The sequence below is a fragment of the Zooshikella ganghwensis genome (assembly GCF_018263875.1).
Classification (GTDB): Bacteria; Pseudomonadota; Gammaproteobacteria; order Pseudomonadales; family Zooshikellaceae; genus Zooshikella; species Zooshikella ganghwensis.
In genome coordinates this window covers 116,412-128,158 of sequence record NZ_JAEVHG010000012.1, presented here as the reverse complement: position 1 = coordinate 128,158, position 11,747 = coordinate 116,412, and the positions used below count along the sequence as shown (strand labels likewise).

At 40.2% G+C, this 11,747-nt stretch carries 9 protein-coding genes and 1 tRNA gene; 4 read left to right on the top strand and 6 right to left on the bottom strand.

The genetic code is table 11. From position 1 onward, the window contains the following. Positions 1 to 40: 40 nt before the first annotated feature. Positions 41 to 928 (bottom strand): LysR family transcriptional regulator, encoded by an 888-nt coding sequence (locus KHS79_RS16570; protein ID WP_212720415.1) that lies wholly within the window; start codon positions 926 to 928, stop codon positions 41 to 43. A gap of 119 nt (positions 929 to 1,047) precedes the next feature. Here KHS79_RS16570 and KHS79_RS16565 point away from each other — a divergent pair, with 119 nt between their 5' ends. After that, positions 1,048 to 1,968: an SDR family oxidoreductase gene (locus tag KHS79_RS16565; protein ID WP_212720414.1), complete on the top strand. Its 921-nt coding sequence runs from the start codon at positions 1,048 to 1,050 to the stop codon at positions 1,966 to 1,968. 93 nt (positions 1,969 to 2,061) lie between these two features. On the opposite strand, the gene arsB is transcribed toward KHS79_RS16565, so the two are convergent. The 4 genes from arsB to KHS79_RS16545 all read right to left on the bottom strand — a co-directional run bounded on the left by arsB (position 2,062) and on the right by KHS79_RS16545 (position 5,888). Beyond that, positions 2,062 to 3,096, bottom strand: a complete 1,035-nt coding sequence (gene arsB / locus KHS79_RS16560; RefSeq protein ID WP_212720413.1) for an ACR3 family arsenite efflux transporter — start codon at positions 3,094 to 3,096, stop codon at positions 2,062 to 2,064. 3 nt (positions 3,097 to 3,099) lie between these two features. Then, positions 3,100 to 3,573: an arsenate reductase ArsC gene (locus tag KHS79_RS16555; protein ID WP_212720412.1), complete on the bottom strand. Its 474-nt coding sequence runs from the start codon at positions 3,571 to 3,573 to the stop codon at positions 3,100 to 3,102. An 80-nt stretch (positions 3,574 to 3,653) separates the two neighbouring features. Further along, positions 3,654 to 3,986: a metalloregulator ArsR/SmtB family transcription factor gene (locus KHS79_RS16550; protein WP_212720411.1), complete on the bottom strand. Its 333-nt coding sequence runs from the start codon at positions 3,984 to 3,986 to the stop codon at positions 3,654 to 3,656. A gap of 114 nt (positions 3,987 to 4,100) precedes the next feature. Further along, complete coding sequence (locus KHS79_RS16545) at positions 4,101 to 5,888, bottom strand: sensor domain-containing protein (protein WP_212720409.1); 1,788 nt, start codon at positions 5,886 to 5,888, stop codon at positions 4,101 to 4,103. 224 nt (positions 5,889 to 6,112) lie between these two features. Here KHS79_RS16545 and KHS79_RS16540 point away from each other — a divergent pair, with 224 nt between their 5' ends. Genes KHS79_RS16540 through KHS79_RS16530 form a run of 3 tightly spaced genes read left to right on the top strand, consistent with a single transcriptional unit; the run spans position 6,113 to position 10,814 of the window. Further along, on the top strand, positions 6,113 to 7,342 hold the full coding sequence (locus KHS79_RS16540; protein WP_212720407.1) for a pseudouridine synthase family protein: 1,230 nt from the start codon (positions 6,113 to 6,115) through the stop codon (positions 7,340 to 7,342). Next, a complete protein-coding gene (locus tag KHS79_RS16535; RefSeq protein ID WP_094786721.1) occupies positions 7,335 to 7,985 on the top strand; it encodes a chromosome partition protein MukE in 651 nt (216 codons plus the stop codon). The genes KHS79_RS16540 and KHS79_RS16535 overlap by 8 nt, the downstream gene beginning before the upstream one ends. Before the next feature lie 6 nt (positions 7,986 to 7,991). Next, positions 7,992 to 10,814: a P-loop NTPase fold protein gene (locus tag KHS79_RS16530; RefSeq protein ID WP_212720405.1), complete on the top strand. Its 2,823-nt coding sequence runs from the start codon at positions 7,992 to 7,994 to the stop codon at positions 10,812 to 10,814. A 770-nt stretch (positions 10,815 to 11,584) separates the two neighbouring features. On the opposite strand, the gene KHS79_RS16525 is transcribed toward KHS79_RS16530, so the two are convergent. Next, a tRNA-Arg gene (locus tag KHS79_RS16525) sits at positions 11,585 to 11,661 on the bottom strand. Between the last annotated feature and the right edge of the window lie 86 nt (positions 11,662 to 11,747).

The window sequence follows — 11,747 nt, the reverse complement described above, 5'->3', positions numbered from 1 at the left end:
TTTTTCGAAGGCGACATGAGTCTTATTGTTGCATCATTGCTTATTTAAGGAGTCCTGGCAAATAGGTCTTAGCAGAGTCTATCACCGCTTTGACCCGATGAACTTTATCTGCGCCAAATCTATATACCAGATAAACACGCATCAAGTTACTGTGCCACTGGGGCAATATATGCCTTAATTGCCTTTTACTGATGTGATCTTTCACCAAAAAAGCGGGTACATAGACCACCCCATGATGGGCTACACATAGATCGACCAATGCTTTAAAACTTTGAGCCGCAATATCGCCACTCACATCTAATGTAATTTTCCGCTCTTCATCTTCAGCGGAAACCAGTGACCATATACGACTGTTATGACGACTTGAAAAAATCAAGCAGTTTACTTTTTTTAAATCTTCAATATCATTAATGGGGTGATGCTCAAGATATTGTTCACTTGCAACCAGCACTCGCCGAAACTCACCCAGTTTATGTGCGACTAGATTTTCATCATTGATCGTCCCAATTCTTACCCCTAAATCAAAAGCAGTATCCTGCATATCTTCAAACTGGTAATTGAATTTACAGATCAGGCTAATTTTAGGGTATCGCTGAGTAACATAAGGAAAAAAACTAGCCACCACACGCTGCCCAAAATCTGGTGTAAGTGCCACACTTACCTGACCACTGGGCTCACTACTTTGTAATTCAGCTTGTTGGAAGAGTAACTCACCCTCTGCAATCAACGATTCTATTTTTGGCAAGAGTTGCTTACCTTCAATCGTTACAGCTATTCTTCGGGAACTTCTTTCCAAGAGCTTTAACCCAAGCCTGTCTTCCAACTTACTTAACTGACTGCTCACAGCCGATTTTGCAATACCCAGCTTTTGGCTTGCCGCCGTGATCCCTCCACACCGAACTACCTCAACAAAAATGATTAACTCCATGAAGCTCATTGTTCTCAGTTTGAGAATCATAAGTTCAAAAACCTCACATTGTTCTGATATACAAAAATATTAAACTACTGAACATAATTTAAACAGTAACAAACGATTGGAGAGGTCTCATGAGCAAACAACAAAACATCTTAATCACTGGTGCAAATAGTGGATTTGGTTTATTAACAACCAAACTTCTTTTACAACAAGGTCATCATGTCGTTGCCTCAATGCGTGACCCTAACCACCGAAATGCACAAACTGCTCATGAGATTAAGCAACTAGGAGGAATGGTTGTTGATATTGATGTCACCAATGAAGAAAGCGTCACTACCGGCATCACTGAGGCCATCAAACTAGCGGGTCATCTTGATGTGCTGGTGAATAATGCAGGTGTTGGAGTACTTGGGTTACAAGAAGCATTTACTACTGATGACATTAAGTCAGTCTTTGAGATAAACGTATTTGGCTTAAATAGAATGATTCGTGCGATATTACCTCACTTTCATCAACGCCACTCAGGTTTGATCCTGAATGTTTCAAGTATCTTAGGCCGGATGACAATCCCTTTTTATGGTCCATATAATGCCTCTAAGTGGGCCGTTGAAGCATTATCCGAAAACTATCGAACTGAGCTGTCAAAGTTTGGTATAGATGTCACTATTGTTGAACCAGGCGGCTTCCCAACCGAGTTTATTGATCGACTCGTCAAACCTTCAGATACAGTACGCTTACAGCATTATGGTGACATGGCAGCAGCACCTCAGGCAGCACTGGAAGGGTTTGAGCAAGCATTAGCCGCAAACCCTGCTCAAAACCCACAATTAGTCGCAGATGCCATAGCAGATGTCATTGCAAAAACACCAGGCTCACGCCCTTTCCGTACAGTAGTTGACAAAATGGGCATGGGAGAACCCATTGCGGCCTATAACGAACAATTAGCAACGATAACCAAAAACATTTATCAAGCGTTTGGCACCGCTGAAATGTTGGAATTAAACGTCAAAGAAAACGAAAAAAATAAATTATCTATAAAGATTGATATTTAGGATAAATTAATTAACAAAATCCCAGCCACTTATTGAAATAAATGACTGGGATAAATTTACTTAGGACCTGTTAACACTATTTGAATATCACTGTTATGAAACCACTTCACTATAGTTAAACCAGTGGCGTGTTCTGTTAGCAAATGCCACTAAAGAAAGCATGACAGGCACTTCAACCAAAACACCCACTACTGTTGCCAGTGCTGCACCTGACTGCAAACCAAATAGCGAAATTGCTACAGCCACTGCTAACTCAAAGAAATTAGACGTACCAATCATACAAGCGGGCGCAGCAATATTATGAGGAAGCTTTATGATTTTTGCAGCACCATAAGCAATCGCAAAAATACCATAGGTTTGCAATAACAAAGGTATCGAAATTAATACAATAGCTAGTGGTTGCTCGGTAATTGTTTCAGCCTGAAAGCCAAAGAGTAAAACTACCGTCGCCAAGAGACCCACAATTGATACCGGTTTAAGCCCATGAATAAATTGATTCAAACGACGATGATCACCCTTTGCATCCAGTACGCTACGTGTCAATATTCCTGCAAAAAGTGGCATCACCACATAGAGAACCACAGATAAAATCAATGTTTCCCAGGGCACCGTCACATCACTCACCCCCAATAAAAATGCAGCGATTGGTGCAAAGGCAAAGATCATAATAATGTCATTAACGGATACCTGTACTAATGTGTAATTTGCATCACCTTTGGTCAGTTGACTCCAAACAAAAACCATTGCAGTACACGGTGCCACACCTAATAAAATCATTCCCGCAATATATTCAGTCGCCGTTTCGGGAGTCACCCAATTAGCAAAAATTAAACGGAAAAAAAGCCACCCTAACGCAGCCATCGTAAATGGTTTAATAAGCCAGTTAATCACTAACGTTAGCAATAATCCTTTTGGTTTTTTGCCAATATGTTTAATCGAAGAGAAATCCACCTGAATCATCATCGGATAAATCATTACCCAAATAAACAACGCAACGGGTATATTTACGTGTGCAACTTCCAGTGCCGCAAACCACTGAAACACGCTAGGTAATAAATTACCTAATAACACACCAGTAAAAATACAAAGCCCCACCCACAGTGTAAGAAAGCGTTCGAAAAAGCTCATACATTAAACCTCTTTCGCAATACTCTGTAGTGCTTCTTTTAATGCTGAAGGCGAAAGCATTTCCAAATCTAATGCCAGCATTTTCTGCACCCGTTGTTCAATGGTATCCATTACCGTAAAAAAAGCTTCTTTTTGAGCGTTCTCGTCACCTTTCAGCTTGGATGGGTCTGGTAAACCCCAATGCACTTTAACGGCATCTCCAAACCAGGTTGGACATACCTCATTCGCTGCACTATCACACACAGTAATAATCACCTCGGGCTTTTTCACCTCATAATCATCCCAAGATTGACTCTGCAACCCTTTCGTACTCATGCCCCGAGCCTGAAGATAGTTAAGGGTTAATGGATGAATATGTCCAACAGGTTGACTGCCTGCGCTATAAGCTACTATTCGGCCTTGGGCAAAGTGATTTGTAATTGCCTCACATAAAATACTGCGACAGCGATTATGTGTACAAATATAGAGCAGCTGCATTCCCAGATTCCTATTCATATACCCAACGTTATTCATTTTTAGGTTCACAGTAACCTAAACAATCTTGCAAACTATTTAGCTCAACAAGTAGGTCGATTTTCCATAGTTTTTAATTGGTGCTGATATTTACCTAAGACATCCACTTGTGCCTCACAAGCCTGCTCAAGTATGGGTGTGACCCAACGAGGCAAAGAAGGATGCAGAGAATAAAACACCCATTGACCACGACGTTCATCGATTAATATGTTGCAATTGCGAAGTTGTGCCAAATGTCTTGAAATTTTGGGCTGGCTGACATCCATTGCAGCCACTAACTCACAAACACAAAGCTCACGTTGTTGATGAACTAACAGGGTGATGTTCATTCGGGTTTCATCAGATAGACATTTAAAAAATTGAACGACATTGAGCAAGTTTGTAACTCCTTATCTTCAAAAATAACAACATACGCATATCCATATATACAAACTCAATAGCAAACTGTCAAGACTCATAAAACGAGCCTTAGTAAATATGCAGGTTTATTTCTAACTATGTTGTAAAAACGTTGGATGATAATGATGAAAGGTAGAAAGAGAACTTTCAATAAAGGCCTGGTGTTTAAGTTTATTAAATTTTATCAATAATTCATCAGCAACCAATGGTGGCGAAAATAAATAGCCCTGACAATAATCACAGCCTAAAGATTTAAGAAAAGCCAAAGCACGCTCGTTTTCCACCCCTTCGGCAATGACATTAAGCCCCAGGCTATGCGCTAATCCAATAATTGCACGGACAATGCTGGCGGCATCAACGTCATTCGGTAAATCTTCAATAAAAGAGCGATCGATTTTAACAGTATCAATAGGCAGTTTTTTTAGATAGCTTAACGAAGAATAACCTGTTCCGAAGTCATCCATACTAATGGACACCCCCAGTTTTTTTAAATGCCCTAACTCTTGAATAGCAAATTTAATGTCCTCCATTAACATGCTTTCTGTTATTTCTAAATCAAGGAGTTGAGGTGCTAAACCAGTGACACTTAATACTTTTTTTACCGTGTGGACAATATTACCACTTAACAACTGACGTACAGATAAATTAACGGAAATACTGGTATAAGGTGGTAAATTACGTTGCTGATACCATTGCTGACGCTGAGCACAGGCACTATACAAAGCCCACTCCCCCACAGGCATTATTAACCCTGTTTCCTCAAGTAAAGGGATAAAAGTATTAGGGCCTATAATCCCCTCTTGAGGGTGCTGCCAACGTATTAAAGCTTCTAAGCCAATAATATCACCTGTTTGTACATCAACTTGTGGTTGATAATGCAACAATAACTGGTGCTCATGTAATGCCCGATATAAGCTTGTTTCAAGGTGGATGCGATACTCCGCCAACGCACTCATATTTGAGTCATAAAACTGGTAATGATTTTTACCCTGATCTTTAACACGATACATAGCAATATCGGCTTGTTTTATCATTGTTTCTGTATCAGCATGCAGGCTGTCCATGACAGTAATACCGATGCTGGCGGATACAAATAACTGTCTACCCTGCAGCTCAAAGGGTTGACCCAAACCTGATATAATCTTGTCAGCGACAAGCGCAGCATCATTTTGGTCATAAATATTTTCTAAAATAACAGCAAACTCATCTCCACCCAGTCGAGCAACTGTATCTCCACGCCGAACGCATTGTTGTAACCTAACAGCAACTTGTTGTAAAAGCTCATCACCAATACTGTGCCCTAAGGTATCATTGATATTTTTAAATCGATCTAAATCAATCAGCAACAAAGCCAGTTTACGTTGCCAGTGCTGACCTCTCACCACAGCTTTATGTAAACACTCTTGAAAAGTAGAGCGATTGGCTAACCGCGTTAAACAGTCAAACTGGGAAAGGTCATAAAGCAACTCAGCAGACTGCTTTTGCTCAGTCAAGTCCTTGACCATCACCAAAAAAAACATCTCTTGCTGGGCAAACTGTAATGAAATTACCAGCTCCCTACCCTCACTATCATCCACCGTCAACTCATATTGGGCTGGAGACTGATGCGCATAATGCAAGACAAAGGTAGAAAATGCTTCCTGAGTTTGAGGTAACTTTGACCAATAACTTTGGATTAACTGACAGTCTGCCCGCCACCCCAGCAGTGTTTTCGCACGATAGTTCACAAAAAAGATTTCACCTTTAATATTTATGACCACAATCCCATCATCGGTTGCTGTCAATAAATAAGGTAAAAAAGGCGTCACATAATTTAAATCGCTGGTGTGAGCTAACGAAGTAGCAGTAGCATCCGCTGTAGAATATAGGGATTCAGTCATACAACTTCCTGTCGAGCAGAAGTGCTTATCTGAAAAACCAGATTAAACCTTCATTTTTCCAAAGGTTATCACTCTTACTGAAGTATAGTGAAAGACTTCCGTTTGTATAATTTTTCATCGAAGTGACTCTCTTACCTATACTGTCATCGCACTATTTTTGCTAAATTATGCCCTCGTGATTCATCTGCAGGGGCTAGTTTCTAGTGCTTTATGTCAAGAATTTTTTGAAATATTTGCTGAGACATATTGATTTAGTCATCGCCTTACATCAGCGCTTTGGCTCAATGAGTTTCAATACCCACGACTTCATGGATGTAGCGCGAAGTGTTGCTACCGATGACTGGGAGCAGTACGACAACCTGCAACCCTTATTAACAGACCTCTTACAGCGAGAAGTCTTATTACCTGTCCCCAGAGCAGAGTACTTATTTGATCTCAACCCTTATATTCTGGACATGATAGAGCTGCTGACTGACCAGGAGCAGCTTGCCTTAGCTGCAACCCTAAAAGCGGAAATACATGAGTTAACAAGACTAACACGCAATTTAGGTCAAAGTTTTGCCTTTCAAGATAATCAATTAGTGCAGCGTTATATCAGTCAATTAGATCGACGTTTTCGTGGCGTTCACCGACAGTTACAACGTAATGAACAAGCCATTATGCGTATCATTGAGACCACCAAGAATACCGCAACAGATAGCCAATCACTCAAAGGCCGTTATGCTCAAGCACTGGATGCCTGGGAGCATTATATTCAGCCCAGTACTGAAATGCTGGATACTCAAGGCGACTATGAACAGGCTTTAAAACAAACTGAAACACTACTGTTACAATACATGGATGACGTTCAACAGAAAATGGGCTGCCAACATTTACGTCAACTACAAAAACTTCATTATCGCTTATTGGACCTTCGTTCTGGCTTAAGATTTAGTATTGCCCGCTGCCAACGCTTACTCGAACCCATTTATCGCCGCCAACGCCGTAACTCCATTCTGGCAAGAGGCGCATCCATGGCTATTGCCGAAATACGTCAACATAAGTTTAAATATGCGACAACACCTAATCAGGTTGCGCTCATTGGCCGAAATCGCCCTTCCATTATGGAAAGCGACCATAGTATTTTGGCCTATCTATCACAACTAACCGACTTTGAACCACCAGCAGTTGATATTCCTGAAGTGCCAGATGATACAGCAACGGCCCAAATCCCGATCACCTTTAAGCAGGTACAAGCACAAGCTATTAATGATGCCCCTATTGATGATTGTATGACGTGGTTGTTAACTCACTTCCCAGAGTTAGATACACGCTTGGCTTTAGAGTACTTTATACGGCTAACGAATGAGTCAGAGCAGTTCAGTATAATGCTCGGCCAACAAAGCCAATACGAAACTAATACTCACCACATTCATATGCAATGCCGCAGTTTGGAACACAGTTCTCATGAATGATATTACACCAGCCCCACTTGTGCTTGATGATCAACTCACTAAGCAATTGCCCAATGCCAAACTGATCTACACGAAATTAAGAGAAGGTGTGCATATTGCTGTCGATGCACTAGAGCATTATGCGTTATATAAAGAGCTAGAAAATCACGCAGCTAGTTACGAAGTTTTATTTAACCTATTAGGTTACGAATTAGTGTATAACGCTGAAGGATTTTTTTATTTTCGCTACCCCGACAGTGTTACCTCCAATAGCATGTCAACTTCCAGAAAAATCGCTTTACTGATTTTCACGTTAGTTGATTACTTACAAGATAATAATTTTGATCCATCATCAATGATTCAAGACCAACAAATTGAATTAAGCCTTTTTGAAAAAACCCAGGAATGTTTTAAAGATTTGTATACCCAAGCTGATATGGCAGCCCCTCAAGACCTCACCAATTTACTGGAATGGATGAGCAAACGAGGCTTTTGCCAAATTATTAATGATACTCATGTTAAATTCTGTAAACCCATTGAGCGCTTTCTTGCCGCAACTGAAGCTATAGCTAACCAGCAAGCAACAGACAAACACACGGCACCATCAGAGGAATCAAATGAACAGCCGATTGATAACGCACTAACCGAGAGCCAAGAGGATTAATTCACTATGCAGTATGGTATGCAAAAGCTGGTTATGATTAACTCTGGAACCTATGCTTTCGGTGAAATTCCTCTCCATGAAAGTGTTTCATTTTTTGGTTCAAACAATCGTGGTAAATCAACAGCCATTAATGCCCTACAATTTTTCTTTTTACCTTCTATGGTGGGCAGTCGCTTTGAAAAATACAGCAAAGAAGCTACCCGAAAGTTTTATTTTCCTCATGAAGCCAGCTTTATTTTAAGCGAAATAACAACCGTTCATGGCAGTTATGTATTAGGCATTGCCGGTAAAGGCCCAGCCAGTGGTTATCGTTATCAACATTTTATTTATCCTGGCCAGTTAGACACCAGTGTCTTTTTTTCTGAGCAACGTGCTCTGACTTTCAGCGATATCAAAAAACGTCTTAGTCAATCTGGGTTAAAAGTCACTACCTTAGACCCCCAAGAAGTTGAAAGCTTAATTAGTGGTGGGCAGAGCAAATGTGGTTTTTCACTAGACTTAGTACCTGTTGGAGGAAGTCGCCGCTATCAGGTCTTTAAAAGCCTCTTTGTCAGCCTGATAACACAATCAGAAATTAATGCATCCATGATTAAACAATCTATTCTGGATGTGTTTTCCCATAAGTTATCCTCGACCGATATGAATCATACCTCGCTTAATTTTCAACAAAAAAAAGAAGAGGTATTTGCCGAGTATTATCGACTGAAAAAAGAATACGATGCTTTAAAAGCTTCATCAGAGCAAATTGAAGCACTCAGCGCTAAGTGCTTTCAGCGAGATAAAGCAACAGCCGTGGTATTTGGCCTTGAAGGTGCCATAAACAGCGAATATACCCGTTGGAAATCCATGGTTGACGAAGACATAAACCGTCTTGAATTGCAACTGGCTGATGCCCAAAAGCAGTCGAATCATTTTAAAGGCCAGGAGGATCAAGCACGTAAAACGCATGACAATCTGTTACGTCAGGAAGCAATTTTAGAAGAAAATATTCGGCGTCACCAGCGAGAAGCTGAGCAGTTTAATAATTTGGAGCTCTATAACCCCGAGCAGCTAAACGCTGAAATTGACAATTTAAAAGCACGCCAAATAAAGCTCAATAACCAACTTGGTGTTGCCTCTTTAGGAGGGACTGAAGCCAGCTTACGTCGACAGATGCAAGCTCAGGAAAAAATAGTCCGTAAGCTGGAACAAACGCTTGCAGCCAATGAAACCTTTTATAATTACATCACCTCAAAACTTCCTCCAGAAAAAGCGCTACATCTTGTTAAGCTCATTAGTGATGATTTGCTTCGTTTACCAATAAATGATGATGACTCCGCTATTCAAATTACTTCAGATGAAGCTATTCAAGTCTTACTAACTGACCTGACTCATGATATTAACGAGCAAGGCGTCCTTAAAGCTTTTGGTCTTGAGATTGACTTCAATCAACTAGCAGCTCCTCATCAGCAGTTAACTATTGATAAACAAGCACTCGAAACTGAGTTACAGGAAGCCCTGATAAAACTAGAAGAGCTTGATCAACGTTTAAGTGCACTACTGGATGAGTCTGATATTCGCAGTGAATTAAAAGAAACAAATCGTCAAGTACAACAAAAAGAGCGGGAACTGGAAGCATTTAATCGTTATCAAGCCAGTTTACCTGAGTTTGATACCTGGCAGTCCAGTCTTTCTGAAATTAAAGCGGCTATAAAAAATACAGCAGAAGAAATCAATACATTTCGCTTACAACAAGAACACCTTGCCGCGAACCACCGCGAAACAATTGAAGCTCACAGCAAATTACTGGCAGAGCGTAAACAGGTTGAAGAGTTATACGGACAACTACAGCCCCCTGCGATCAGCTGGCCAAATAACGGTCAAATTGATGTTGATTATTCATCAATGCCGCTGCTTGATAAAATAAAAACCTACCAACGCCACTGGCGTCAAGCACAAGAAACAACCACCCAAATGGAGCTAATCTATAGGGATATTCGAGATAAAGGCTATCGAGCAGCAGAGCAATGCTCCGATTTAATGGCATCCTGCCACTATATTTTAGAAGCCTGGGAAGCACTGCCCGAAACCGAAACCATGTTAAGCCAGTACAAAAAAAGTGCAATTTTACAGTTAAGCAGTGTGCTTAATGACTTTCTCAGTGACTACCTCAGGTTAGAGCGGGAAATCACCCAATTTAATAAATCAATTGCGCAACGAACGGTATCTAACTTAAAACAGTTTCGAATTTTACTTCAGCCGGTTGAAGAAGTATTTAATGCCATTAAATATATTGTTGAAACAGGCCACTTAATTGAAGAAGGACAAAATCACTTACTTAATTTTGACCCTGTTGCAATTGATGAAGAACGCGCAATGAATTCTGCAGAAATCATTGCTACACGCATTCATACGTCACTTAGTTTAGGTGATTTATTTACAGTAGCATTTGAAGTTGAGGATCAACAAGGTGAGATTAAACGCTATGACAAAATCGATGATGCAGGTTCTACAGGAACACGCAGCACCTTAAAGCTCTTAACATTGATGTACCTGATTCGCCATATGATGAGTGAAAGCCTCCAGGCTCAACAGCAACGCTTACTGTTTACTATTGATGAAATAGCCAGTGTTGATGCAGCCAATGCGCGAGAGCTACTTGATAGTGCTCGCGCGCTAGGGTTCACCCCACTACTAACGTCTGTTTATGTCGTTGACTTGGCACATTATGGTATTGATGTAGTAAAAGCCCATAGCGGCGTTAAACGTCAGCAAGCATTAGTGGTTAAACCTGAAAGCTGGATACAATTGATCCCAAAAACCCACGAAAATGATCTTGCTGTCTCTTAAGTATGTACCAACAGGACATACATTAATTCGCCGTTGATTTAACTGCTATTCCTACCTTATCGGTCGCTAGCATCCTCTCATGTTGCTAGCGCCAGACTTCAGTTTTTTATTAAGCAATACCTGTAAAACTAATAAGTATTGCCTTTCCCTACCATAAAACAAATGTTTGAATCAATTTTCTATTCACAGCTTGACAGAGCGATATGAAGCCTGTGAATAAATCTGTTGAAAGTCATTATTTATTGCGACAAAAAAACAATAATGATTGACATTTTAAATAAATGATTTTTTAGCGTAGCTGTTTTAGTATTGTGCAAAATTTTTCTTCAATATACTATTTTTAAAGGTTTTTCCATTAAGCACGCTTGTTCAATCGTTAACACTTATCATTGTTAAAATCACTGACAATTGTTACTTAAAGATCAACATAAGGTTACCCACAAAAACTGTGGATAACTTTGTGAATAATACCTGATTAACCAGCCAAGATACACATAGTTATAGCATCTACCACAGATTGAGCATTTTTTAATCAGCACTTTGTTAAAGACTACAAACTCTCGCTAATTCAATCAGTTAGGTCACTAACTGTCGTTTTTACACACTTTATACATTAGACAACGAGAGCAGTGCTAATTGTTTACTTTTTTGTATCAGAAAGAGCATGAAGAAAATTTAGGTATTACTCGAAAGAACGAGCAAATAGGAACGTGTGTCGTAAAAAAATACAACACATAAAAAAAGCCACCCTAGTGGGTGGCTTTTTGATATGGCGCGTCCGGGAGGATTCGAACCTCCGACCGCCTGGTTCGTAGCCAGGTACTCTATCCAGCTGAGCTACGGACGCGTATTTGATTTCGTAAACTATAATGACTTTGGACCTTTGAGTCAACTAAAAGTTGTTTACTTTCAGCTAGTTAACTTACTTAATGA

Bases quoted from the DNA above. Each gene is read 5' to 3' on its own strand.
- KHS79_RS16570 (WP_212720415.1), bottom strand. From the start codon at position 928: ATGGAGTTAATCATTTTTGTTGAGGTAGTTCGGTGTGGAGGGATCACG.
- KHS79_RS16565 (WP_212720414.1), top strand. From the start codon at position 1,048: ATGAGCAAACAACAAAACATCTTAATCACTGGTGCAAATAGTGGATTT.
- arsB (WP_212720413.1), bottom strand. From the start codon at position 3,096: ATGAGCTTTTTCGAACGCTTTCTTACACTGTGGGTGGGGCTTTGTATT.
- KHS79_RS16555 (WP_212720412.1), bottom strand. From the start codon at position 3,573: ATGCAGCTGCTCTATATTTGTACACATAATCGCTGTCGCAGTATTTTA.
- KHS79_RS16545 (WP_212720409.1), bottom strand. From the start codon at position 5,888: ATGACTGAATCCCTATATTCTACAGCGGATGCTACTGCTACTTCGTTA.
- KHS79_RS16535 (WP_094786721.1), top strand. From the start codon at position 7,335: ATGAATGATATTACACCAGCCCCACTTGTGCTTGATGATCAACTCACT.
- KHS79_RS16530 (WP_212720405.1), top strand. From the start codon at position 7,992: ATGCAGTATGGTATGCAAAAGCTGGTTATGATTAACTCTGGAACCTAT.